Annotated in this window: 14 protein-coding genes and 1 pseudogene; 10 read left to right on the top strand and 5 right to left on the bottom strand. The window is 63.6% G+C overall.

Annotated elements, in window-relative coordinates:
• Positions 1-468 precede the first annotated feature (468 nt).
• The 3 genes from HYG77_RS33885 to HYG77_RS33875 all read left to right on the top strand — a co-directional run bounded on the left by HYG77_RS33885 (position 469) and on the right by HYG77_RS33875 (position 5,168).
• Positions 469-948 carry a helicase associated domain-containing protein gene (locus HYG77_RS33885; protein WP_208963973.1) on the top strand — a complete coding sequence of 160 codons (480 nt, stop codon included), beginning with the start codon at positions 469-471 and terminating at the stop codon, positions 946-948.
• A 2,583-nt stretch (positions 949-3,531) separates the two neighbouring features.
• Positions 3,532-4,452 (top strand): ParA family protein, encoded by a 921-nt coding sequence (locus HYG77_RS33880; RefSeq protein WP_208963972.1) that lies wholly within the window; start codon positions 3,532-3,534, stop codon positions 4,450-4,452.
• Positions 4,449-5,168 carry a hypothetical protein gene (locus HYG77_RS33875; protein WP_208963971.1) on the top strand — a complete coding sequence of 240 codons (720 nt, stop codon included), beginning with the start codon at positions 4,449-4,451 and terminating at the stop codon, positions 5,166-5,168. The genes HYG77_RS33880 and HYG77_RS33875 overlap by 4 nt, the downstream gene beginning before the upstream one ends.
• 636 nt (positions 5,169-5,804) lie before the next feature.
• On the opposite strand, the gene HYG77_RS33870 is transcribed toward HYG77_RS33875, so the two are convergent.
• Positions 5,805-6,662: a ParA family protein gene (locus HYG77_RS33870; RefSeq protein WP_159928707.1), complete on the bottom strand. Its 858-nt coding sequence runs from the start codon at positions 6,660-6,662 to the stop codon at positions 5,805-5,807.
• Between the two features lie 112 nt (positions 6,663-6,774).
• Entirely contained in the window at positions 6,775-8,409 is a 1,635-nt protein-coding gene (locus HYG77_RS33865) for a ParB/RepB/Spo0J family partition protein (protein WP_244461482.1), read from the bottom strand.
• Positions 8,410-10,580: 2,171 nt separating this feature from the next.
• Between HYG77_RS33865 and HYG77_RS41040 the strand changes: the two are divergent.
• A pseudogene (locus HYG77_RS41040) lies at positions 10,581-10,859 on the top strand (transcription initiation protein); the annotation flags it as partial.
• 5,752 nt (positions 10,860-16,611) lie between these two features.
• Here the strand turns inward: HYG77_RS41040 and HYG77_RS40165 are convergent.
• The 3 genes from HYG77_RS40165 to HYG77_RS33850 all read right to left on the bottom strand — a co-directional run bounded on the left by HYG77_RS40165 (position 16,612) and on the right by HYG77_RS33850 (position 18,669).
• A complete protein-coding gene (locus HYG77_RS40165; protein ID WP_244461481.1) occupies positions 16,612-16,851 on the bottom strand; it encodes a hypothetical protein in 240 nt (79 codons plus the stop codon).
• A gap of 58 nt (positions 16,852-16,909) precedes the next feature.
• Entirely contained in the window at positions 16,910-17,236 is a 327-nt protein-coding gene (locus HYG77_RS33855) for a hypothetical protein (RefSeq protein ID WP_244461480.1), read from the bottom strand.
• Between the two features lie 497 nt (positions 17,237-17,733).
• Positions 17,734-18,669 (bottom strand): recombinase family protein, encoded by a 936-nt coding sequence (locus HYG77_RS33850; protein WP_208963970.1) that lies wholly within the window; start codon positions 18,667-18,669, stop codon positions 17,734-17,736.
• 235 nt (positions 18,670-18,904) lie between these two features.
• On the opposite strand from HYG77_RS33850, the gene HYG77_RS33845 reads away from it, so the two are divergent.
• Genes HYG77_RS33845 through HYG77_RS33820 form a run of 6 tightly spaced genes read left to right on the top strand, consistent with a single transcriptional unit; the run spans position 18,905 to position 25,205 of the window.
• Positions 18,905-20,191 carry an ATP-grasp domain-containing protein gene (locus HYG77_RS33845; RefSeq protein WP_244461479.1) on the top strand — a complete coding sequence of 429 codons (1,287 nt, stop codon included), beginning with the start codon at positions 18,905-18,907 and terminating at the stop codon, positions 20,189-20,191.
• Complete coding sequence (locus HYG77_RS33840) at positions 20,188-21,027, top strand: hypothetical protein (RefSeq protein ID WP_208963969.1); 840 nt, start codon at positions 20,188-20,190, stop codon at positions 21,025-21,027. Before HYG77_RS33845 ends, HYG77_RS33840 begins: the two co-directional genes overlap by 4 nt.
• The gene (locus HYG77_RS33835) at positions 21,024-22,100 is read left to right on the top strand and encodes a PLP-dependent cysteine synthase family protein (RefSeq protein WP_208963968.1); all 1,077 of its coding nucleotides are present in this window, start codon (positions 21,024-21,026) and stop codon (positions 22,098-22,100) included. The genes HYG77_RS33840 and HYG77_RS33835 overlap by 4 nt, the downstream gene beginning before the upstream one ends.
• A complete protein-coding gene (locus tag HYG77_RS33830) occupies positions 22,097-23,122 on the top strand; it encodes a dipeptide epimerase (protein ID WP_208963967.1) in 1,026 nt (341 codons plus the stop codon). The genes HYG77_RS33835 and HYG77_RS33830 overlap by 4 nt, the downstream gene beginning before the upstream one ends.
• On the top strand, positions 23,122-24,378 hold the full coding sequence (locus tag HYG77_RS33825; RefSeq protein ID WP_208963966.1) for an MFS transporter: 1,257 nt from the start codon (positions 23,122-23,124) through the stop codon (positions 24,376-24,378). Before HYG77_RS33830 ends, HYG77_RS33825 begins: the two co-directional genes overlap by 1 nt.
• Positions 24,375-25,205: a class I SAM-dependent methyltransferase gene (locus tag HYG77_RS33820; protein ID WP_208963965.1), complete on the top strand. Its 831-nt coding sequence runs from the start codon at positions 24,375-24,377 to the stop codon at positions 25,203-25,205. Before HYG77_RS33825 ends, HYG77_RS33820 begins: the two co-directional genes overlap by 4 nt.
• Positions 25,206-25,230 lie beyond the last annotated feature (25 nt).

Here is a 25,230-nt window from a genome sequence, read left to right as displayed (position 1 = left end):
GAACACTACTGCGAAGTAAGGCGTACCTGCGAATCCGACAAGGCTATCGGGGTCGCCGTTGCATCGAGTACGTTTTCGCTGCGGTATTTGCGCGCATCCAACCGACACACGCGGTCACGTCAGTGCCCCTTCGGGCTCACAATGCACCGAGCAGCCCCAAAAAGGACCCATTCCGACGCTCACCCCAGGTCATCTATCAACACTGCCGGCGGCCGGCCGAAGCCAGGTATGCCCCTCATCGCGACTACGCATCCGCTAAGTGCTGAAGCCGTCCATGTCTACAGGCATCTTTCTCACTACGATTTGTGGCGATCTTGCAACTGCCGACGAGCCGAATGCCGCTCGCTGCGCCGAATCCCTCGACCAGATTGCCCGGGTCATGCGTGGCACGCGCTCTCAGCGATTGACATAATCGAAGCAGTGACTAACTACTTGCCATGTCGGGTTTTCACAGAAGGACTGATCTCGATGCGAACTCAGCGGTCCGCAACCTCAGCAGTGGAGCTGTACTCGGCCTTCCGGCAACAACACCCCGGAACCGCGATGCCCGAGGACTACGTCACGGAGTGTGGGTTCAGGCTCGGTCGTTGGCAGTACCGTCAGCGCGTCGCTCGGATGCTCGGGACACTGCCTGCCGAGCGGATCCGCGAGCTCGATGCGATCGGATTCGTGTGGAGCGAAGACGACGCCCCTGTACCCGCCGTGACTCGTACCGACAGCAAGCGGCGTCGCATGCTCGCGGAGATTGCTGCCTACCGTGAGCAACACGGCGATGCACTCGTTCCCGCGAACTATGTGAACGACGACGGGGAACAGGTAGGTCAGTGGCTGTACCGGGCGGTGAAGAAGTGGCGAGCGGACCAACTGCCCGACGAGGAGCGCGGCCCACTCGCAGCACTTGGAGTCTCCCCCGGCCCGCGCCCCCGTGGACCAAGGACCGCGGCGTAATACCCACCCGATTCACCATGGAGACCGACGATCCACAGAGAACGTGGAGACATCAACGACGATAATCCCAGCCACTCAATGTTGGCTCATCTTCCGAACGGAACTATCTCACTGTCTCCGGGCAACCTTCACACGAGGACCAGACACGCTGACTTTGAGAGTCCGGGTCAGACGAGATAGCGCCATCGGCACCGGGGAGGCGACACTCACGAGCACTCGAAACATACAACCGTATTGCGCAGCAGCGGCGCCCTCATGGAACACTCTGGGACGTCCGACCGCATCTAAAACTCGAACTCCATCGAGTCATTCCACGACCTCACAGACGCACCCAGTCGTATCAAACGAGAAGAGACTTCAAGGCCCATGCTAGCGCCGGCACGCCCCCATACTGCGGCGTATAGCGCAGAACCAGAGGACCGACGTTGCCGTCCCTTCGAGTGACGCGGTACGCCGGGAGCGTACGGGTTCCGCAAGAACTGCACTGCTGAGAAGGAAGACCCAGCAGATGAATTCGCCCCGCAATGAACTGGCGGCGGCTGCGGCCGGGCCCACACCTGGACGACCGAACTCGCCGACAGTAGACGACGTCGAGTCAACGCCAAGGCCCGCATACGGGCGCGCAAATCGAGTGGTCCCCCGATACGTGAACATGCTTGACCATGGCGTCACCAATCTGAACTCACACCACGCCGCCACGAACACGCAGATGGCCGTCTCGGCACTGAGCCACGCTGCAACTGGAGCCGCAACCAACTCCGATCGCCGAGATAACGCCACACAACAGCATGAACACGCGACAACGCGACGATTTCCACTCGCTTGACCCACGTAGTGGCATCCCGACGACTCACCTCGGAGGTCGCCAACACAATATGGATGCGCCCGTTCGCTGATGTCCCTGTCCCCCTACGTCATTACACGCGTTCACCAGCACCTGCCGCATAGCCGGGCAGTCACACTCCGGATAGACAGTGTCAATAGTCGATCGAGGCTACCCATCGACCCGGAGGCCGGGTGGACGAAGTCTCGACTGCCAACTTCGGCCCTCCCTTCGCAACCTCGCTCTCGGAATCCGCGACAGTACGTGCATGGACATTCCGCTCTGGCGCAGCCATTGCGCCTCTCACCCATCCCTGCGGCCGATCCGGCTGGCGCTCTCAGAACCTCAGTTGCTCAAGTTCGCGGTGGTTCGTATATCAAGTTCGGGCGGCGCGGCGAGGGCACCCACTCGAGAAATTTGGGAGGCGCTGGCGCCAAAGGACATTCGGCCCGAGGCGTCGGCACATCCCGATCGCTCAAACGGACATCATCAGCGGGTGCATTTCAGACCCGAAGGGTGTCCGCCGAAGCGGCGGCGCTATATGGCGGTATTGCAATAGCGGCTTGGCCGCGGTGATGCAGCGTGCATCACCGCGGGGCGTCCACCCGCAATGTATTTGCACCGAACGCAAACGTCCAAGCTGGATGCCCGGGTGATGCACCGTGCATCACCCGCATCACCGCGCAGCAATGGAAACGCATCACGCGATCGATTGACGATGCGCTCGAGCCTGCCGCGCGGACACCCACTCTGGCACCACTGGCGAGAAGAACAACCCTTTCAACATTTCGTCAAGTGACGAAACCGCCTGCGGGTGCTTTGATTGGCTGTAACCACTGATCGGCGCGTGATGATAATGACCAACGAGTTAAAGAGGTTCGGGCTTGGCGCGCCCCGAAGGGGTATCGGAGCAAATCAACGCCACGCCTACTCAGTAACATATGGCCTCATGTACGGCCTTAGGTATGGCCTTACACGCAACCGTTCATCTGACCTTGCGTCGGGAATTCGGCTAGCGAAAGAGGCTGCGCGCTCGCACGCCGATCCCCCGTCGTCGTAAGTGCTCGCACCATCTGCCCATACGCGCCGATGTGACCCCTCCATTCCGTGGGGAATGCCGGATTTCGTGGTTTCCCGCCTCTGCGTGGGGGATTCAGCACTCCTTGGACACCCCTTCTCCACTGAGGGCTCTGGGGAACCGGGAGTCTAGGCCCTCTTCGTCATGTATGACGATCTACCCGTTTTCGACTGCGCTGCTCGTGCATTCATCTAGCGCGCGAGGCGGAGTCAGCGTCATAATCTTCCCGCAAAAGCGGTCCAGTCTCTTGTTCCAGCACTGCAGAAAATGACTCTGACATGCAGTTATCTTTGCGGCCTTACGTATGGCCTTAACTACGTCCGTGTATAACACCTGCGCAATGCCCGCAAATCACACCGTGTAACCGGTCGTACCAATCCCCTTACTGATGACCTGCAGCAACGGCATATCAGTGACCGCACACTAGGCCTTCCTCAAGCCCTTTGACATCCCGCTATCTACGACCATGTCTAAGAGCTATTGCACGATCTTGTACACGGTGTTTTCAGAGGCCATGGATTTGACCTGAATACTGATCGGGTGTCGAACCTTCTCGAGGACCTTTTGACAGCTGCTGTTTCATGGCCATGATCCAGGTCCTTGTCATGGGTTGTGAGAACGCCTTACCAATGGGGTGTGTCGGTGGCCGTCCACCCGGCCGCATTGCCGTAGCCTGCTAGGCATGTCGCCAACGCAGCCCCCGCGCAGTGTGCTTGTCGCCAATCAAAAAGGCGGTGTCGGTAAGAGTTCCATCGTCTCAGCCGTCGCAGGCATGGTGTCTGCTGCGGGCCGGCGGGTGCTCGTCGTCGACGCCGACCAGCAAGCGAACGTCACGTCCTCGGATCTCGGTGTCGAGGGGGATCGAGGGAAGGGGCTCAGCATGGCCCTTCAATACGCGCACCCGCTCGAACCGACGCGAGACGTCCGCCCGAACCTCGACCTCATTCCCGGTGGTCCGGCGCTCGCAGTCATCGGTGCCATCGCCGCCACAGCCGCTCAATCAGGGATGGACCTGAGGGGCAATCTCGTCTCTACCCTCATCGACTTGCAGGCAGCCGAGCAGTACGACCTGATCCTCATCGACTCCGGGCCAGGAGACGCGCCACTCCTCGATGCCCTGCTGGGGACCGCTCGATACCTGCTCGTGCCGACCAAAGATGACGACGCCAGCTTGTCCGGTGTGGAACTCCTCGCAGCCCGCTACCTCCGGGCCCGCAAGAGCGGTTCACTCATCAAACTTCTCGGTGTTGTGCTGTTCGACGCGAATCCCCGCGCGACCGCCCGCAACCGCGACGTATTCGAACAGGTAGAGGAGCTACTCGAAGGGAGCGGCGCCGCCCCGTTCGAAACATTCATTCGGTCTGATCGCGCAGCCGCGGTCGATCTCCGAATCCGGCACATCACGCCCTCGGAGCTGGTTGCAGTCGCAGAGGATCCACTGAAGAACCGGATTCAACGGCTACGCGAAAAGAAGAACATCGCGGAACGTTTGTGGTCCCGCGACCCTTCCGGACTCGCCAAGGACTACCAATCTCTCACCCGAGAGGTCCTCAGTCGGCTCTCTGCTGCGGAGAAGGACGAAGTCTCCGGGGGAGTGGCATGAGTGCACGACGCAGAAAGGCTGCATTCGATCCCGGTGCTCTCGGCGATCTCGATGACTTACTTCCCTCGCTGAGCATCGTCACCGAAACACCAGCGGACTCACCAGATCCGCAACCAGCGGCCCCGGAAAACAGCAGAGAAGACGGCCCGATCCAGGTCGACGCGGAACCCACCGCTGAGGCGCCGCAACCGGCACCAGTCCCCGACGAAGAGTCGCCTGACGCAGAAGAACTCGAGCCAGAACCCGCCCTGCCTCAATCGGAGGCGGCAACACTGGTCGCTCCGCCCCGCCGAAAAGCCAAACCCCGCAGCGACACCGCACCGACCCGGATCGCTCCACCCGAGGTGTATCTACCCCCAGCCGTGTACACGGCACTACGCGAACTGACCCTGAACGAGCGCCACCGCGACCGGGCGACCGCGCGCGCCTACGGCCAGGTCGTTCTGGACGCGGTCGAAAAGCACGCCCACGAACTTCAACGGCATTGGACAGCCGAGCCTGTACAGACCAGCGGAGGCCTCTTCAAGAGGCGCGACGTCGGCACCCAGCCTCGGCGGCGCCGGCACAGCGAGATACAGGCACGCGTACCGCTCGCCGGGATTATCGCATCAGATACAGCCACGCTCGATGCGCTCGCTGAGGAATGGTCTGCAGGGAGCCGCAGCGCACTGGTCGAGCAAGCGTTGCGGCTGTATCTCGACGTCCGAGCGGACTAAGAACACCAACTGCGCCCTCGAAAGGCCAGAACGGTCGCTGCTGTCCCCGCCATCGCAATACCGACGGCGACCCCTGCCGATACCGGGATGGACCAGGGCGCTACATGGGCCCAGTCCCGCTGTGCGCCAGGTCCGCGCTCTCGGCACAGACTCGGCGAATTCAACGCCTCACCCCACCGTGTGTCGCGTAGCGCTCCCACTGACCTCCAGCGACCGGCATGCCCAGGACAGACACCGAAACTTGCTTCAGCGCGGCGAAAATCCTTATGCAGGAAACCCAGCCAGGAGCGGATCTACCTCAGTACGACGACGCACAGTCTTCAAAAAGTTCGTCACCACTCCTGGACCGCATCACAGCCCACGCTGCCTCACACAGCCTTGCCAGGCTCCAGAGGCTCGGCGTCCGGCTCGATCGCGCGACCATCGTTGTAGGTCTCCGCAATCACTCTCAGCTGCGCCGCGAACGCCTCCTGCGTAAACTGCATCAGCGAGTACGACCGCCCAGTCTTACGCCGCACGAGCCGCACAGCAGCCCGAACGAGCGCGTGCAGATCATGGGGCACATTGACTGTGCTGGTCCCACGCGAAGGCCGCATATGCCGCCCAACATCGTTCACCACGGGTGGTCTCCAGCCCCTACGCGACTGCCGCCCGTTGTCCGAACAGCCCCAGCTTCTGCATATGAGTGAGCGCGGCTCGATAGTCGGCGGTAACCGTCTTCGCCCGGTAACCGTAGATCGGCACAGGAACATAATTCGTGTAGGCCTCGTCCACGATGCTCGCACGACGGATCGGGGGCGTCACCCTGTCCCCATATTCGCTGAGCAGATCCTCCATCTGCTCACGGTAGACATCGCCGATCGGCGGGACTGCGCAGGGGACGATAGACAGCAGCGGCACGTCGACTCGGTACGTCCGCTTGATCTTCCGCAGTTCCTGCTCCAACGCGGGGATGCCCTCGTTCTCCTTACCGGAAGGCTTCGTGCACGTGATCAGACCCCACGAACCGTACGGACTTTCCTCATCGACCATCGTCGCGAGAATTCCAGCGATCACCAGAACGTTCAGGGAGCCGGGGGAGTCGATCAAGGTGACGTCGACTGGATCCGCTTCCTCCAGAGCGTCACGCAGATGAAGTACACCACCCGTCACGGCAGGCAACTCCACGATCAGCTTGTCGAGTGTGTCGCGTGCGGCGGGCACGATCGTGAGGTTCGGGATCTCCTCGTAGACGGGCCGGTCGCTTTCGTCGTACCCCCGTAGCACCCGTGCTGGGCGCTCAACTTCCTTGATGGAGGCTTGGCGCCGCAGGACGTCGGCGGCTGTCTTTCCGGAGGCCTCTGGATATCCGAGCCACGTACTCGCGTTTGCCTGACTGTCCATGTCGATGACTCGGACGCGGTATCCGTCCTGAGCAAGCAAAGTGGCGGTCGAGGTGACTGTTGTCGTTTTGCCAGCACTGCCTGACAGGGTTGCTACTGCATAGGTAGCCACGGGAACTCCTTGAGGTTAAGTATCTCGATTAGCTGATGTCCACTCTTGGGTGATGCACCGTGCATCACCCGGCGGAGGCAATACGGATCGGTGATGCACCGTGCATCACTGATCAATCGGCGACACGCAATGCCCGGCGCGCAGCATCGAGGCGGGCTTCCTCCCACGCAGTCGGTCTGTACCCGGCGCGCTCGGCCAGCAGATCCAAGTACGTCAGGTCCGACGGTCCCCACTCGTCCGAGCCGTTGGACGCCGCAAGTTCGTATCCCGCGACCGCACAGGCCCACGCGATTTCAATGCGACGTTTCTCGTCACCGTTCTGGGCGCTCATTCTGAACTCGGTCGCGTCGAGACCCTCGAGTCTCAGATACTCCTGTGCCAGTCGCCACCCCTCCACACTCGTAGCCAGGGCTGAGACACCGTAGGCGTACTGGTCGATGAAATGGGTCACCAACTTCTCCCGCGAAGGAATGGAAGCCACGAGCTTCTTGCCCGCTTCTCGACGCGCCTTCTGTGCTGCCGCCCGAGCTTCCGCCGCTAACGTCGCAGCCGATTCGCTGGCATCCTCAGTCTCGCCAATCGGCTTGTCAACTGCATAGAAGACCAGCGTTCCCTGGCTGGAATCGATCGCGCCGACAACGTTCGCGCTCGCGAGATCAATATCGGAGACTTCAAACAATCGATGCTCATGAAAGCTGTCGCCAAATCGCTCGCGTGGATCCACGATCTCGAGTCCCGCGGCCAACGCCTGCTCCCGAGACTTCCGCTCGGTCAACACACGTTCAGCGGCACGAGTCGGACTCATTTCCCGATCAGACATCAGCGCGAACGCCGCAAGTTGCTCGGCCCGACGAGCATCCGTGCCCTGGGCCGGATCGGCCTTCTTCTGCCAACTCCGCACCGGCCCGTAGGGCAGCGCCCCCGCCAGAGCGGCACCTTCGGCGCTAGGAATGACGTCCTCTGCAATCGCTGCTTGAACCTCGGGAACGAGCAGCAGCAGCGAAAGCCGCCGCGATACCGTTGCCTGGTCGACACCGAGCTTCTCGGCGATGGCGCGCTGCGACAACCCCAACTCGGAATACCGAGCGAACATCTGGGCTTCCGCGATCTCGGAAAGATCCTGGCGTCCAAGATTCTCGAGCGTCATGGCATCAAGGTCGCCATGATCATCCATCACGGCGTCATCGATCACCGCAGGAATCGTTGCCAAGCCGGCCGCAATAGCGGCCGCACGGCGGCGGTGCCCGTAGATGACGACATACTCGGCGTCGTCACCGATAGCGTTAGCGAGGTCAGGCCGTTTCGCAAGGAACCCCTTGCGAGTCACTAGGAGTCCGGGGACCTTAATGCCGTTGGCCCTAGCCCCATTGACCAGCTCGTCCCACTTCGGATCGCCGACCTGAGGCTCGGACCTGCCTGGGTCATTGAACGGATGAGGAACGGTCTGGTGCACCGGAACTTGCACCACGGTTTGGCCATCAGCCGCCGCCAATCCGGCGAGCGCGGCGGTAATGCCGCCAGAATTTGCATCACCATTCACTGGCGTAGTTACATCAGAGGACGCTGCGGCCGCCAGTTCCTCGCTATCTTCGCCGCCAGCGAACTTGCGGAATCGACTCGCGGTCTTCCTGCCTGCCGGTTTACGCGCGGTCGGCTTCGGCTTGGTCGAGGCCGCACCTGTCGACTGAGTGGTGGCCACCATTTCGGATGTCACTCCGGCGTTCATCGCCCTCCATTCTGTACGCATGCTTTGCATGTATTTAGAAGGAGCGTAGTGGGCGGGGGCGCCTTCGCCTGAGACCTCCGGCGGCGTGTCGCACTCTGGGTGATGCAGCGTGCATCACCGCGGTGCGGGCGGTCAGGTCAAGCCACGCGCCCTATCGAGCGGGACTCGCACCTTCCGTGAGCGCATCGGTGATGCACGCTGCATCACCGATGAATTTGCACCGCCCGGTCTGAAGGCGGTCGTGTCCGCCGGACCGAAGCTCTGCCTCTCCGAGCGACCCGGTCTCCGCAATGCACTCGACATGGTCCACCACCCACGTCTAGCAAGTCCGAGCCGACAGCCCCAGGGTGATGCAGCGTGCATCACCCGGCCTGTCCCCGGAAGGCGAGGCACCTTCTGCCGGCGGGATCCGGTACGGCCACCCTGAATGCGGCATGTGTGGTCTTGCGGCGCGGCGATCGGGGCCGGTAGGCGCTATGTCCGTCCTCTTCGAATTCGACATCCATCCCGATCGGTAAAAGTTGAGCTCCTCGATCTGGCCGTTGGAGTTCACTCGTCGATGCCCCAACCGGTCGTACTTCGGTGATGCGCGATGCATCACCGGACGCGATTCCTCGGGAATGTAGTCACACCGAGAGTAAAAGGCCGAATTGGGATCGGAGGTGATGCACCGTGCATCACCGATGAGATTGCAGCTACGGCCTGAAGGTCGCGTGCCGCCGGGCCGAAATGCTGCTTCTCCGAGTGGGCCATTCCCGCGATCGACTCACCGGCTGCCCGCCCGGCATCGGCTACCGAGACACTTCCCAGTCCACCGGGTCGGACGGACTGGCGCACCGGATCCGTCTGTTCGCGGACAGACCAAGGAGATTGCCGATTTCACCACATGGGCTAAAGGCACCGTTGCTGACGCTTTCCGGTTAGGTCCTCCGCCGTACGGCAGCTTTGGTGATGCACCGTGCATCACCCGGGCTGTCTCGCTCGAATACTCGACACGCAAGCGAGTTCGATCCGATTCCCGGCACCCCGGCGAACGCGTCAGGGATTGCATCCCTGCACGCTCTGTGAGCGCATCGGTGATGCACGCTGCATCACCGATGGGCTAGCACTACCCGGTCTGAAGGTCGTCGTATCCGCCGGACCGAAGCTCTGCTTCTCTGAGCGGTCCGGTTTCTGCGATCCACTCGAGTGCACCTCCAGGTGATGCACCGTGCATCACCTGGGCTGTCGCCGGAAGGCGACGCACCTCCTGCCGACGGGATCCGGTACGGCCACCCTGCATGCGGCATGCGTAGCCTTTCGCCTCGAAACGAGCGTCGGATTCGACGTCCGTACCGATCGGCAAAGCAGAGCCCCTGCATCTGGCCGTGGTTGCTCGCCTCGTCGAGGCACTGCCCGACCGGATCCTGGGTGATGCACGGTGCGTCACCGAGTGCGTCGGCCCCGCCGACTGAGACGAAGGCTCAAGATCGCGGTCGGTCCGACGCGGTACAAAGACAACACCGTCCGGGAATTGGCGACCGCCATCAGAGTTTCCGGTGGACTCGAGCGTGACGAATCCGCTTCCATTGAGGTCATCCGCCACTCCCGACAAGCTCATCGTTCACCCACCGGTCGGAAGACTCGCTCAAGAGTGCCCCGTTCCAATTCGATGATGCCGCCGGATCAGGAGCAGGAGCTACATTTTGGTGGCGGGTAGGGGGCAGTGCGAGCACCTCGGACGACCACGGTGGGATTCGAAAGTCGCACCTACGACTCGGCGAGAGCGTCGGGGACGCGCGTTCCACTAAACCACTGGAACCGTTCAATCGCCGTGGCTCTCCGTTGTCAGGCACTCTTCTCAGTGCGCAATCCTCCGCGAGAGGTCGTATGTCCACACGCATGGAACGACACGAAGGCGTCCGTCGCAACAGGCAACAACTGAATGTTCCGCTGGGGGAGTGGGCACAATCTAGAGCGGGGAAACGAATAGGGACGGCGGACAAGACACAGCAAGGGTGCGTGGATCACGTGCAAGGCCGCCACGGTGCCGTGTACGCGGTGGACGCCTTGAGACGGCCAGTTCCGCTCGTTGGGCGAGCGAGCCTTGTGTGGACCGCGCCCGTATCGGCGAGCACCGTCCGATCTCTCAAACAGGGGAGGGGTCGGGGCGCCGTCGAAGTTCTTAATCGCGTTCCCGAAGAAAGTCTCTCGCAGTCTCGGATGCATCGGATGCGGTGGTGGGGGAGGCGAAGGCCGCCGGCGTCTGGGTGTTCGGCGGTGGAATAGACGAGAGTGTTAGGCCTGTCCTGGTCGATGAGGATGAGACGGTGCCAAAGAAGGCACTCACTCGCACAGGAAACCGCTCGAAGGTGGCCACACGGACTAGCATCGCCGTCCTTCGAGGCCGCACGGGAACGGGCTGCGAAGATTTGCGTCCCCTGCCGGTCCCGCAGGAGGTGCGCGTTTTCCAGTTCGATCCTGCCAACTGACGGGGCCCCGCCACGCGCAATGCGATCGGTTCGCCCGCTCGGGCACCCGCTCAAGACTTCCAGGGCCGGTCTAACACTCGCCACACTGAGAGGCGCGCCATAGGCCGCGGGTCAATGTGCTCTCACGCCTCGCCTGTCCGCGCCCGGAATCGACCTCGACGCATCATCTGAAGAGGGGGTTCGGGTGACAGCGATGCCGCGGCTCGCCACTCCCTGAGGACTCGCACCGCGTCGTCACTCTCCCTCTCCATCACCATGCGAGTAATGGGTGGGGATAAGCCTTCAGCAGGCATATCGGCAACATTCAGATTCCCGTATCGGCCTTCCGTCGCTTGAGAAGCCCCGACGCGAACGCCTCCCGACACCGCTGACGATGATCTGGGGCTGCAATCGGGCGGTCGCCGCGGCTGAGGCTGTGGCGTGCATCGCGGTCAGCAATGCGCTGACGGGCCTCCTGGGCGGCTTTTTGGGCCATCTCAGATGGTGAGGGCCGGTTCCAATCGATCTGAGTCAATCGCCAACGGAGGTAGCCAACGGGCCGCTCGATGCGTTCGGGCCAAATCCAGCCTCGTTGCTGAGTGTCACGTGTGAGTTCGGCGGCGATGTCCCGCCCACGCCACCGATTCACATCGACGCCAACACTCGTAAGAACATCGCAGATTGCACCGATGTGCCCAGCCGATTCGAACGCTGGCGCATAAGAGACCAGCTCAGCGGCTGTGCGCTGCAGGTCGATCGGTCGCGGCTGCTGTGCCAGGGTCTTCGGATTTCTTGAATACTTGCCCGCGCGCGTCTGCGCGCGTTTTGGTGATAACTCTCTAACAAGAGATAAGAACTTAAATCCCCTGGAAGGGGATAGGGGGCCACGAACGCCCACCTGTGGATAACTCGAGCGAGCCGCATCCTTCGACCGCCGGACCGTCTTGGACAGCGACTTCGCCGCGCGCCTAGCAGCGATGACCAGCGACTTCGGCGACGTTAGTGCCCAAACAGAGGCCGCGCGACGTTGAATTCGCCCATGGTGTGATTCAGCAGCGTGCGATTCGTCAGCCGTCAAATACCTTCCTCGCACCATCTCGCGGGCGACGGAAAATGTTTGGAGGGCCCTTCGGGCGCGCTTCACTACCGACACGCTGACTCCGCTGCGGTGGGCGATCGTGTCCCTCGAGGCGCATACCCGACGGCCCGTCGACCGCTCTGCGAACGAGGCCATCGTCACAGCCACGGCAAATACGAACTCTGTGCTGACCCTGAATCGGCGGCAAACCTCACGCCCGGTCGAGGAGTTCAGCATCTCGCGGACCTGGTGCTGCCAGGCCGCCCGCCCGGTCCACGCCGGCGTCGATGCCTGTCGGCCAGGGTCAACGGGCAGTGACCAGGAGCGGCCCCGCTGCTGGCTTTCCGCGTTAAGCCGCTCGACTTGATTAACCCGTTCGACAGCGGCGGAGACGAGAGCGTCCCATTCGACGTCAATGGGCGAGGGTGCCTCACTGACAGGGGCAATCCGAACAGAGTTAACGGAAATTGCGACCGCAGAGGTCGCAGAATTGGGGTGCATGACGCGCCTTTCACGCACCCTTAACCAGGTTGTTGCCGTGAGTCGCTGGCATCAGCAGCGGGACATGGCTTACCCTGGCAAGAGCGCACGGTATCGACACGACTGCTCGCGGGACTGCCAATCACAGGAGCGGTCGTGTTGGAACGGCCAAATATGAGCGGTGGGTCTCATCCGGAAAGGGTGGGACCCACCGACGTTTTCGCTAGTGGAAGAGGCACCCCCTCACGGCGTGCGTGATCGCCGGAAGAGCCGGCGGCAAAGTGTCTGCGTCCACGGAATTCCCACGTCGACGCTGGGACGAGACGTCACGAACACCAATATCACGTCGTGTCGCGTGCGCACGACGAATCGCGCGTTCTATACTCATAGAAGGCAGACCTCCTCCATTGCGTGGCGGTTTGTACGACGAGCGGAACCCCCGGAGCTGGCGAGCGAAGGGGGGTTTCGCCTTTTCTGGGTTCTGTTCAGCCCGTCATCGGCAACTCTTCCTGTCTGGCCTGCGCCGGAATCGCTGGCTCGTTCTCAAGTGCCAGCTGAACGAGCGCGATCATTCGATCGGTGATTGTCTTAACCCGACCATCGTCAACCGGTGCGAGAATCCGGTCGGCGATCTCCGCGGGAAACTCAACCCCGATATGGCGAACGGCGACGTCGCGGGCTGGGCGCCCGCCCCGACTTTTCCGAGTTGTCATGCCTTAAATCCTGCTCTTTCGGTTTAACTAAACCGCGCAGCGACACGCCGAGTTAAATAAAACCCGAAAATGACGCGCGGAAGCCGCTCCGGGCGTGAATCTGGCTCCGAATCGTATGCGATCGGCACACCTACCCAACACAGAAATATTTGATCAAACAGTTTTGCGAACAGGTAGGTAATCACAGCACCCTTGAAACGTCACGTGATGAAAGAAAGTAGGTGATACATCGAGTTACACATGACTTTACGCTGGCCGCCAACAACAAAAGATGAGGAACGACGTAAGTAAAGTCCACCGCGAAATCACCGGCAAATCCCCAGTCGACCAACCATCACACGCAACCTGCAGCTCAGCCACGTTGAAGAAATCGAGCGGTCTTTCTCGGCGTAGAGGCCGGAGCGCATTGCTCGATGTAAATCGGGCCGGCGACGAATCGACGGAACATTCGGGCAAGAACCACGGACAGCTGCATCCAAGGAGAAGCCCATTTCGGGGTGCCAACGAAACGGTCGATCCGCCAAACCTCCATTTAGCACGGTGCCGATGACACCCGAGTGGCTGGCTGCTGGCATGCGAAAGGACCATTGATACTGAAAACAACTGGAAGCGCGCGCAACGACCGCTGCAATTTGGAGGAGAAACTCTTCCAGCTTCGCGATCGTGTCGGCTATGACTTTTTGACGGCTTACACGTCGTCGTCGAGGCCGGGCTGACTCTCCACCTTCGTGCCCCGGTAGAGCCTCGAGGTCGCGTTGCACTGTAATCCCTGTCGGCATGACATATCCGAAAGTACTAGACAGAAGATTCCGCGATGCCCGGCGGTCGCTGACCTTTACTCACCATCCCGACCGAGATCGAAGCGGTCCTCGCGAACAAGCCAAGACGACTCTGTAATTGCGCTAACAGGTCGGGTGCTGCGAAGAAGGGCATAGCTGGCGACTGGCGACCTTTCATACAGGACGCACGAGTTGATGCTTCGTCCTGCAGAACGATCAAGAAACGACTGGGAACCACGCCGACCACACCGCAGTTCGCGGCGACCGGTGTGGGATGCACACTTTTGAATCCCACGGCGAAGAGTGATGCGTCATCGCAACCGAAATATCGACCCAGGGAGACGCCCGTTCCTTAGCTAACGGGAGGGGATCGAGTTGGGGGAGAATGTGGAAACGCCCGCCAAAACTGTTCGCGGCATTCAAAGTCGGATGGGTAGTCGAAAAATAATATGCGTCGGCGCGACTCCCAAAGCCGGCTGAACATGAGCTTCGCGATGAGGTGGACCGGTCGATGTCCCCATCATGGCGGTTCGAATCCGGGAGAAAAGCGCCATCTCCCTCGATCGGTGAGACCGACGGAACGGGGTCGATCCCATACCGGGCGATAGTTCACCGTGATGCACGGTGCATCACCTGGGCGCGCCGTGATGCACGGTGCATCACCCGGTGGGTCGGTGATGCATGGTGCATCACCGCATGATGGTCGATCCTGCACGTTGTCGAGTTATGGACTCTGGAATGGAAAAGAATGAGCTGTTGTCGATTCCGGGTAAACGGCCACGGCGGATCGGGTGCGCGTAAAGGATTCAGATTTGGCAAGTAGCAGTACGAATAGGACTAGAGACAAGGGGCCGCTCCAGCTGCGGACCGGCGAATCTGATGTCGCACGAGACGCCGCCCGTACTCATGGCGAGGTGCACCGTGTCCTTGCGAGATGCGCGGTGCTCCTCCGAGCGGCCTGACCCGCCCTCCGTGGGCGGTGCCGGCGACGAGTGCGTGCGCAGCTTTGGACTCTTCCCCGCACCCCGCCCGGAGATGGTAGGTCGACGCAACGCGGAGGGAATCTTGGTAAGGCTGAGGGGAAACCGTTGACGGTTGTCCAGGATCATCCCGTCCTTCTGGCCACGCCACCGGTGGCTAGGGGGTTGGCGGGGGAAGTTCGCCGCTGAGCGACCTGAGGAATCGCCGTATTCAATAGCGGTGTCGGCTTGCTTGGGGATGAGTGAGACCACACGCAGGTTGACCCAACAGAATGCACCATGCCAATGGTCTATGGCTCGGGCGAGCGATGGCCAGGGCGTCACCACTGCGACACAGGAGGCCCGCCGTAAGAAAACGGCGGCGGTCTGCAACGAGGACATGGACTTTAGCCGGTCTTCGTCACGTGACGAATCCGACCGTGAGTGGTACGGCTGTCCACCGGGCGCGACTAGAAGCGGTTCCCGATATTTCGAAGCGACGGGGGTGACCTGCGCCAGACAGACTCGAGATGTCTACCTCCCCATGCTTCGCGACGCCTTCACCCCCTACCCGAGTGACTGCCACGCAGTGATGCACGGTGCATCACGCGGTAGACGGGTGATGCACCGTGCATCACCCTGATGCTGCGGGAAAGTTTGAGCGTCTGCGAAATCTGAGGGACAAGATTCCGGAACAGGGTTGGCCATAGTGAGATTTCATATGGCGCCCTGGCGAACTGTGGCAATCGCTAAAACTTCATAACAAACCTGCGGTGTGATGTGGCCTCCGCCGACATCCAGTCAAGAAGGTAGTGCAACGACGTCTCGGGATGGGGAGGGGGAGCGGTGCATGCCTCCGGATATGGTTCTATTTCTACGGGAAGCCATGTTCGACGACACTCCCGGTGGCGACGGTGCCGTAAGAGTGAAATTTGTTTCCTTGCAATGAAATCCGACCGCCGTTTGACCTTGGAGCGCTCGTCAATCGCGGTGAGGAACAGGGCTGAATGAATCCTCAAGGGCTGGAGAGGGTTACAACACCACGAACTCGAAACGGGAGGTTTTCACTGCTTCGCGAAGGCGGCCGAATGAGGCTTTGCCGCCGACGCTGAGCACGCGGAACCCCGCCGGAGCTGGCGGACGGCGGGGCCGCGACACCGGCAGTTCGAGAATCGGTGATGCAGCGCGAAGCGTGACAGCTGAACAAAATTCAACTCACGGGTTGCGGCACCGCCGTCCTGCGCATCGGATCAGCCGGTGCGAACAGATCGTATGACGCTAACAACGTCCATCCCAAGAGTGTGTCGTACGCCACGCCCGTTTCGGGTAGTGGTCGATCTCGGTTGGGTGCTGCTGTCGACCACTACGATCTGCTCGGGCTGTGCCAAGCGAGCGGATTGAGAGCGAAAAACGGGTCGCATGAGATGCTTCCGAAAATGCTGAAGCTGCTGACCCGCTCCCGTAGCATGTCAAATTCGTGGTTGCGTCGTTATTGGCGCGGATGATTGACCGGGATCGAATGTTGTTGGCGGTCAGGGGCACTGGATGCAACTTGGCGGTGTGCATTGATGAGCATGACCTGGTCGGTAGGTTCGGCGGCGACCGCCGCACCTACGCTCGCAGGTGCTGATGGGCATCCCGCGGATCGGCTTCCGACGGCAGTAGCGCCAGAGGTTTCTGGCGGCGTCGATGGCCGTAGCGGTGGCGGGACTGTGCCCGTGCGTATCGCCCTGACGCCGGGCGGGATGCCGCCAGGTAGCGGCGTTAGAGGACAGCGGCAATCAGACCGGCAATGCCTGCGACCGCGACGAGCACGAGAAGAGCCAGCGCGAGCGACCCGAAGACGGCGCACACGAGGGTAGTCAGCAGCGCCAGACCGATGGTCACGGCGATGCCGGCTTCCCAAGACTCGAGGAGCGCCGCGCAGTGAGGCACACCGTCGTCCAAGTCAGCGTCCGGCGGAGTTTGAGTGGTGGGGAGATGCGGGCCGGCGGCGACGGTCACGGGCGGTGCGGATCCTTCCAAAGGTCGAGGACAAGAGATAGGTGGACTGGTGTGCCGATCACAGATAGGCCAACACCGGAAAGAGAGCGGTCGCAGACACCGTGATCCCCGCGACTCCGGCGACGACTCCGAGCAACGCTCGCAGCGATGCAGGCTCATCATCCGCTACACCGGACCGAGAGGTAGCGAGAGCGCCGCAGACCACGGCGCTCACACCCAGGATGAACCCGAGTCCGGACACCCAGAACGAGGCGATGGACAACGCGCCCAGTAGAACCGACACGGAGGGTAACCGTGATCGCCCGCGCGGTACCCGTGGTCGTGCAGGGTTGGAGGAACTTTCGTTGCCGGTGGCACCTGAGTTGCGCGGGGTGGCGGCGGTCATGATCCCTCCTCTAGTGCCTCGGGTAGCCCGGTCGTCGATGCGACGAGACGGAGGTGCCCATCGATTCAACGGCAGCCGTCCAGCCACTGCCCCAGCCGGAACGGTGCGATTGGGCAGCACCTGAGGACTGTGTTTGGGCCCAGCCGTTCTCGCGGGTCCAGGTCATCCGTCGTACAGAATTTAGCACTCGCAGTGTTGGAGTGCTAATGAAATGTCCACGGCATGCCGTAAACCGGGGACTTCATCGCGGCGACCGGGGGATCGATCCATCTCGTCCGATGGGGCAACGACCGCCGCGCACCGCACCGCGGCAGGCAACCACACGAACCTGCCCAGCGACACTGAAAAACAGGTCGCCACACCACCAACCGATCTGAGGAGACTCCGCAGATCAGGACCATGAACGATCCATGGTCTTTTGTCAGTGTGCAGCGACCTGTTGCTCGTCGCGGAAGCGACCATAACCCGCCCCACCGACACCACCGTGGCGGCAACAGTCATCGCGACATGTGGGTCGCGGTGGGCGGCCAGTTCGGGCTCAGGGCTGTGAGCCATCGTCGAACAGGCTCAGTGAGGGTGCCGTTCTTCGCTTGCTCGGCGAGTACACCGGCGAGGATGGGTCCGTCGCCGCAGACGCTGCAGGCGATGGCGAAAGTCGGTTGTCCGGGTTCGCAATGCTGACAGTGGTGTCGGCTGATGACCGTCCCCCGGTGGTGGGGGTCGGCGTGGAGCCAGGTCACCGCGAGGTCGGCACGTTGGCGTGCCGCTTCGGCGCGAGTGGTCGGCTCGTATCCGCAGGATGGGCATGTCCGAGGCGTGCGGACAGGTGGATCGGCGACCACGGCGCTCTCCTGCGCGGCCGGTGCACTGTCCATCTGCCGTGTGTTCAGATGCCCATAAAGCGTGGTGCGCGGCACCTTCAGCATGCCCGCGATCTGGGCGACGGTGTGCTCGCCTGCGTCGTAGAGGCGTTGAGCGAGTTCGATCTGGTCCGGGCTGAGCTTCGACGGCCGGCCGCCCTTACGGCCGCGGGCGCGGGCCGCGGCCAACCCATCTCGGGTGTTGGCCACGATCAGCTCGCGCTGGAGCTCGGCCAGTACCGACAACATGCCGAACATGGCGCGGCCCTCGGCGGTGGCAGTGTCGATGCCCTGCTCGACCACCTTCAGGCCGATGCCGCGCTCACGTAGCTCGGCGCCGAGCGTGACCAGGTGCAGCACCGACCGTCCGAGCCGATCCAGCCGGGTGATCACCAGGACATCGCCCTCGCGTAGCCGCGCCAGCGCCAGATCGAGCTGGGGCCGTGACGCCTTCGCTCCGCGCACATGATCGACGTGAATGTTCTCGGCGGCCACCCCGGCGCGGACCAGCGCATCGACCTGATGGTCGGGGCTCTGGTCCGCGCTGGAGACGCGGGCGTAACCGATCAGCATGTGTCGACAATACTCGAACAGGGGTTTTTCGACATAGTTTTCCGACACGCGTTATCGACGCTCTAAAGCCTCGCAAATGTCCTGTTCAGGGCAGGTGTCTAATAACGCCGTTCTCGACGTGCGCGAGATGGTCTGTCGGCACATGTGTTACGCGTCAGAGGGCCTCATTATTGCTATTGGTAACGGTTGTCATTACTGTTCCTTGTTTGGATGGGTCGGGGAGCGGAGGACATGGGTGACACACCTGTTGCTGGTAGAGAGCTGGGTTGGCGCGATGGGCACATTGCTGCCCAGGGCGGTCGCGGACGCGGGGGTCGAGTTCACGTTCCTGACAAGACGACCTGAGCACTACCCGGAATCCTTGCCCGATGGGTCGCCGCATCCGCTGCGACGGGGCCGGGCCGTGGTCACGGCCGAAACCAACGACCCGATCGCCGCCGTGGATGCGGCGCGCCGGATTCATGCCGATGAGCCGATCACGGGGGTTTTGACCAGCTGCGACTACTACCTGCCCACAACCGCGAGAATCGCGCGGGAGGTGGAGCTTCCCGGTCCCGAGCCGGAGGCGGTCGAGATCGCCTGTGACAAGTCGCGTACCCGGGCGACGTTGGATCGGATGGGGATCCCGGGGCCGCGCCACGCGACCGCGCCCGTCGCCGACCCGGCTCAGCTTCGCGCTGCGGCCGAGGCGGTGGGATACCCGCTGGTGGTCAAGCCGACGGATCTGTGTGCCGGGATGTTCGTGCGCCGCGCCGACGACTGGCCGACGGTGGAGGATGCGGTCGACGAGTTGCGGGGTTTCGCGGTGAATGCGCGTGGGCAGCAGCGCAGTCCGGTGGTGTTGCTCGAGGAATTCCTCGACGGCCGCGAATTCAGCGTGGAGAGCTGGATTCGGCAGGGCGATATCCACACAGTGGGGGTAACCGACAAGAGTCTCGGGGGAGTGTCCGGTTTCGTGGAAACCGGACACATGTTCCCGGCCGACCTGGCCGCCGGGGACCGCGCCGTGCTGGTCGCCACCGCCGAGGCCGCGATCGGTGCGATCGGGCTCGATCACGGGGTGGTGCACACCGAGCTGCGGTTGACCGCCGCCGGTCCGCGGATCATCGAAATCAATCCTCGTCCGGCGGGCAACCAGATCACCGAATTGATCAGGCTGGTCACCGGGATCGACCTGCCACGAGTGGCCGTCGAGCTCGCGCTCGGCCGTGAGCCCGCCACGTCGGCTTCGGAGCCCGAGGACGGTGTCGCGCGACCGCGCAGTGCCGCGGTGCGCATGCTGGTACCCGACGAGGCGGGAATCGTCGCCGAACTGCACGGGGTGGACGCGGTCGCGGCGCACCCGGCGGTGGCGTCGTCGGCGTTCAAGGCGCCCGGACATCACACGGGCGCCGGGGTGGACAACAACAGCTATTTGGGCAGTGCGATCGTCGTTTCTCCGGATCTGGCCGGGGCCCGGCCACTTGCCGAGGAACTGTTGTCGTCGATTTCGGTCACCTACAGTGAGGTCTCCGCGCGATGACCAAGAGCGCCGAGGCGAATACCGGCACCATCGCGGCGCTGCTGGATCGTTACCGCACCGATCCGGCCCTTGTCCCGGCCGGTGATCTTGCGGTGTCCGTCGCGTTCACCACCTATCAGGGGGTGCGGCACGGCGGGCGCAGCGGGGGTTACCGCAATCAGGTGCTCAGCTTGCGGGTGGGTGCGGCGACCGGCTCGTGCGCGGTCGAACCGGGTGCGTTGGATCCGGAGGTGGTGCACGCCTGCGCCGGGGTGCCGGTCACCGCTCTGCTCCAGCACGAGGATTCGGCCGTGCGGGTCGCTGCTCTCGACGCGTATCTGGCGCATCTGCGCCCCCACCCCAGCGATGCTCGTGCGGAAACGGTGCAGGTACCTGCGGGCGATTCCGTGCAGCGCTCACTGGCCCGCGCATGGGCTGTCACCGGGTTGGTCGATGCACCGCAGAACGGGCAGGTGTTGGTGATCGGGGTGGTCAACTCGCTGCTCGCTTGCTTACGTGATCGCGGCCTGCGCTATGTGCCGTGTGACCTGAAGGGCGGGGTCACCGAATGGGGCGAGGCGATCGTCACCGACTTCACCGAGGCACTCGGCGACTGTGATGCGGTGTTAGCCAGCGGAATGATGCTCGGCAACGGCACCTTCGACCACCTGCTCACCCGGGTGGCGGCGTCCGGCCGGCCGATTCCGGTCACGGTGTTCGCGCAGAGCGGGGCCGCGGTAGCCCGCGAGCTGCTCGGGTGCGGGGTCGATGCCCTCTCGGCGGAGCCGTATCCGTTCTTTTGGCTCACCGGAGATGTCAGCCCGATCCACCTGTATCGCGGGTCGTGTCCGCGATGACCGTGATCGAACCGCTGGCACGGGTCGGGCACAGCCCGCTCGTGCGTATCCACACTCCGGTGCCCGGGCCCCATCCGGGATATTTCGCGAAGATCGAGTCGCTCGGCTTCGGCGGCCTCAAGGCGCGCTCGGCGCTGTCGATGCTGGTCGGTGCCCGCCGGCGCGGGGAGTTACGGGACGGCGCGCGGATCGTCGAATCCACCAGCGGAACCCTGGGAGTGGGATTGGCGTACGTGGCACAACCACTCGGTCACCCGGTCACCCTGGTGGTGGATCGCGAACTCGAACCCGCCATGCGCAATCTTCTCACGGCACTGGGCGCGACCCTCGAGATCGTCGAGACACCCCATCCCACCGGCGGGTGGCAGCAAGCCCGCCTCGACGCGCTGCACCGCGTCCTGGCCGCCGATCCGGGCGCGTACTGGCCCAATCAGTACGACAACCCCGACAACGCCGCCGGCTACCACGGCTTGGCCGACGAAATCGTCGCGGACCTGGCCACGCACGGTATCGATCGGGCCGATGCGTTGGTGTGCAGTGTCGGGACCGGTGGTCACAGCAGCGGTGTCGGACTGCGGTTGCGGCAGATATGGCCGGATCTGCGGATTATCGGGGTCGATGCGGTGGGGTCGGCGATCTTCGGTCAGCCTGCCACGAGCCGGGTCATGCGCGGTCTCGGCAGCAACGTGCACCCCGGCAACGTGCAGTACGAAATGTTCGACGAGGTCCATTGGGTGGGCCCGCGCGAAGCCGTGCACGCCTGCCGCGCCCTGGCCCGCGGCGGCTTCCACACCGGCGGCTGGTCCACCGGCGCGGCCGCGACCGTCGCCGGGTGGGCCGCCGCCCGCTGGCCGGGCACGGTGGTCACCATCTTCCCGGACGGCCCGGACCGCTACCTGCGCAGCATCTTCGATGACGACTGGTGCCACCGGCACCATCTCCTGCTCGACCCCCCACGCACATCACCACACGAAATCGACGACTGCCACGACCCCACCGGGTGCTGGACCCGATGCCAAACGGTGCGGGCACCGCACCCGATCACGAAGAAGGCGGAGGTATCGGCGGTATGAGGCTGACCTGGACCGTCGGAACCCTCGACCTGGCCACCCCGTTCCGGATCAGCCGCGGGGTGATGTCCACCCGCGACGCCGTCACGGTCACCGCGACCGACCCCGCGACGGGGCTGTGCGGCTGCGGTGAGGTCGTCACCTCGGTATACGCGAGACTCGATGTCGCGCGCATCGACACCGAACTCCGTGCAGTCCGGGCGCGGGACGACGACTCCATCAGCCTGGACGACGCTCTAGCCCTGGTGCATCCCGCGATCGCGGCCGCGGTGTGGTCCGCGATCGCCGACCTGACGTCTTGCTCGGCCGGCGTGGCGGTGGCCACCCACCTCGGGTTGCCGTTGCCCGCTCAGGTGCCGATCGCCCGCACCGTCGGAATCGGGACACCGGAGGAAATGGCGGCCGAGGCGGCCGACCTGGTCGGGCACGGATTCGGCCTGCTGAAGGTCAAGGCGGACGGCGACGCGGCCGCATCTGTGCGGCGGCTCACCGCGGTGACCGCGGCAGCGCCCGGAACTGAAATGATCGTCGACCCGAACGAAGCCTGGACCGCGGAAACCGCCCTCTCGGTGCTCGCTGACATACGTGGGCTGCCGGTCGTCGCGCTCGAACAACCGCTACCCGCCCAAGACCGTGACGGGATACGAGAGCTGCGCAGCCGCAGCGGGATTCCGATCCTCGCGGACGAGGCCGTCCACACGCTGGCCGATCTCGACGGGCTCTGCGGCCTGGCGGATGCGGTGAACATCAAACTACCCAAGTGTGGCGGCATCTACCGGGCTCACGAGCTCGCGACCGCGGCCCGCGACCGCGGCATGGACGTGATGCTCGGCTGCCTGGTGAGCAGCTCCCTGAGCATTGCGCCGGCGGTGCACCTGGCCTCGCTGGCGCGGTGGTGCGATCTGGACGGGCACCTGCTGCTCGCCCGGGACCCGTGGACCGGACTGGGCGGCGAGGACGGCATGCTACGCCCGAGCGGGCGGCCCGGCCTGGGCGTGCACCGCCGAGAGAACGAGATGACGTGATGACCGAAACACAGTCCCGGGCCGGGACGTTCGCCCTGCTGCGTAGCTTTCCCCGCTCGGTGCAGCTGCTGGTACTCAACCAGTACGGCGTCAACACCGGCTTCTACATGCTGGTGCCCTACCTGTCGATGCACCTGACCGGGAATCTGGGCCTGTCCCTGGCGATCACCGGCCTCGTCCTGGGTGTCCGCACCCTGAGCCAGCAAGGATTGTTCCTGATCGGGGGCACCGCCGCCGACCGGCTCGGACCGCATCGGGTCATCATCGCCGGCTGCGCCCTGCGGTCGGTGGGTTTCGCGGTGTTCGCCTTCGGCACCAGCGTGCCACTGCTATTGCTCGCCTCGATCCTGTCGGGACTGGCGGGGGCACTGTTCAACCCGGCCGTGCGCTCGTACATCGCGGTCGCCGAACCGACCCGGCGGGCGGAGGCGTTCGCGGTGTTCAACGTTTTCGCCCAAGCCGGGGCCCTGTCCGGGCCGCTGATCGGCAGCGCCCTGCTGGCGGTGGACTTTCGCACCGTCGCGATCGCGGCGGCGGTGACCTTCGCCGCCCTCACCCTGGCGCAGCTGCGGTTCCTGCCCGCCCACCCGGTCGAACGCGCCGACACGACGGTGCTCCGCGGTTGGGGTGCGGTCCTGGCCAACCGCCGGTTCGTCTTGTTCACCGTTGCCATGCTCGGCATGTTCGCCCTGCAGACCCAGATGTATCTGGTGTATCCGGTGCTGGCCGGGCGGATCACCGACTGGGGCGGTGCGATCGCGGCGCTGTTCCTGTCCACCACTATCTTCAGCCTGTTTGCTCAGGTCCGCCTGACCCGGTGGTTCGATCGCCGGACCAGCCGGGGCCCCGCCATCACCGCGGGACTGGCGTTGATGGGGGCCGCGTTCGTTGCGGTACTGCCCGTTCTGTGGGCCGCCCCGGCACACACCGCTGCCCAGGTGGCGTTCGGGTTGGCGCCGCTGGTGCTCTCCGCGCTGATCCTCGAGGCCGGGATCATGATCGCCCAACCCTTCGTGATGGAACTGATTCCCGCCTACGGTAATTCGAATATCTCGGGAACCCTGTTCGGGATGTTCTACCTCGTCTCCGGGATCGCGGCTGCCGGCGGCAACGCCCTGATCGGCTACGGCATCGACCTCGGCAACGGCTGGCCCGGCGCGGTGGTGTGCATCGTCCTTGCCTGGGGGTCGGCAGCCGGGATCTGGCTGCTGCATCGTCGCAATCTACTCGCCGACCCGGCCGGAGCCCGAACATGACCACCGACGCCGAGGCACGGAACCTGCTGACCGACAACCCGGCACTGTACGAGGCGCGGTTTCCCGACCCCGACCACACCGCCGCCAGATTCGTCGACGACATCCTGCGGACATACTTTGGCTCCGAAGTGGACGCTTCAGAGACCCGGCCGAAGTCGGTGCTGGACCTGGGCTGCGGCACCGGCCGCGACCTGGGATACCTGGCCAAGAAGGGATATCACTGCGTCGGCATCGACCAGTCCGAGGCGATGGTGCACTACGCGCAGCACAAGTACGAGGGTGTGGAAGCCGCGGTCGGCGACCTGCGGAGCTTCGAGGTCGGTGCACGGTTCGACGCCATCACCTGCCTGGACAGTTCCCTGCTGTACTGCCACACCGACGACGAACTGGAATCGTGCCTGCGCTGCGCCCGTACCCACCTGCGCACCGGTGGGCTGCTGATCGCGGAGATGCGTAACGGCGCCTTCTTCCTCGGCAATACCGAGCTCCTCGACGCCCCCACCTCCTCGTCCTTCGCGTGGAATGGCCGCCTCTGGCGGGCGGAAACCACCCTGTGGATCGACCACGCCGCCCAGCTGCTGCGCCGCCGCCGACAGTGGCAGATCCCCGATTCCGTTGACCCGCTCGTGCAGACCTCGGCGTGGCGGTTGCTGTTTCCGTTGGAGCTGACCGGCCATCTGCGCCGCGCCGGATTCGCGGTGCGCGCGGTGTTCGACACACCCGGGCCCCGCACCGACACCGGCTGGCCGGGCCCAGCCGCCCTGGCCGATGCCGGTGCGAGCACGTTGTCCGGCGACCGGATGCATGTGATCGCCGAGGCCATCTAATTCGCTTACCTAGCTGTCGAATTCA

It is taken from the genome of Rhodococcus sp. ZPP, assembly GCF_017656075.1.
Classification (GTDB): domain Bacteria; phylum Actinomycetota; class Actinomycetes; order Mycobacteriales; family Mycobacteriaceae; genus Rhodococcus_F; species Rhodococcus_F oxybenzonivorans.
The sequence above is the reverse complement of the archived record's forward strand: the minus strand, read 5'-3'. Positions and strand labels throughout refer to the sequence as shown.

What these genes read in the sequence shown, in the direction of transcription:
- HYG77_RS33885 (WP_208963973.1), top strand. Translation starts at nt 469, where the DNA reads ATGCGAACTCAGCGGTCCGCAACCTCAGCAGTGGAGCTGTACTCGGCC.
- HYG77_RS33865 (WP_244461482.1), bottom strand. Translation starts at nt 8,409, where the DNA reads ATGCGTACAGAATGGAGGGCGATGAACGCCGGAGTGACATCCGAAATG.
- HYG77_RS33825 (WP_208963966.1), top strand. Translation starts at nt 23,122, where the DNA reads ATGACCGAAACACAGTCCCGGGCCGGGACGTTCGCCCTGCTGCGTAGC.
- HYG77_RS33830 (WP_208963967.1), top strand. Translation starts at nt 22,097, where the DNA reads ATGAGGCTGACCTGGACCGTCGGAACCCTCGACCTGGCCACCCCGTTC.
- HYG77_RS33835 (WP_208963968.1), top strand. Translation starts at nt 21,024, where the DNA reads ATGACCGTGATCGAACCGCTGGCACGGGTCGGGCACAGCCCGCTCGTG.
- HYG77_RS33850 (WP_208963970.1), bottom strand. Translation starts at nt 18,669, where the DNA reads ATGCTGATCGGTTACGCCCGCGTCTCCAGCGCGGACCAGAGCCCCGAC.
- HYG77_RS33875 (WP_208963971.1), top strand. Translation starts at nt 4,449, where the DNA reads ATGAGTGCACGACGCAGAAAGGCTGCATTCGATCCCGGTGCTCTCGGC.
- HYG77_RS33840 (WP_208963969.1), top strand. Translation starts at nt 20,188, where the DNA reads ATGACCAAGAGCGCCGAGGCGAATACCGGCACCATCGCGGCGCTGCTG.
- HYG77_RS33820 (WP_208963965.1), top strand. Translation starts at nt 24,375, where the DNA reads ATGACCACCGACGCCGAGGCACGGAACCTGCTGACCGACAACCCGGCA.
- HYG77_RS33855 (WP_244461480.1), bottom strand. Translation starts at nt 17,236, where the DNA reads ATGACCGCCGCCACCCCGCGCAACTCAGGTGCCACCGGCAACGAAAGT.
- HYG77_RS33880 (WP_208963972.1), top strand. Translation starts at nt 3,532, where the DNA reads ATGTCGCCAACGCAGCCCCCGCGCAGTGTGCTTGTCGCCAATCAAAAA.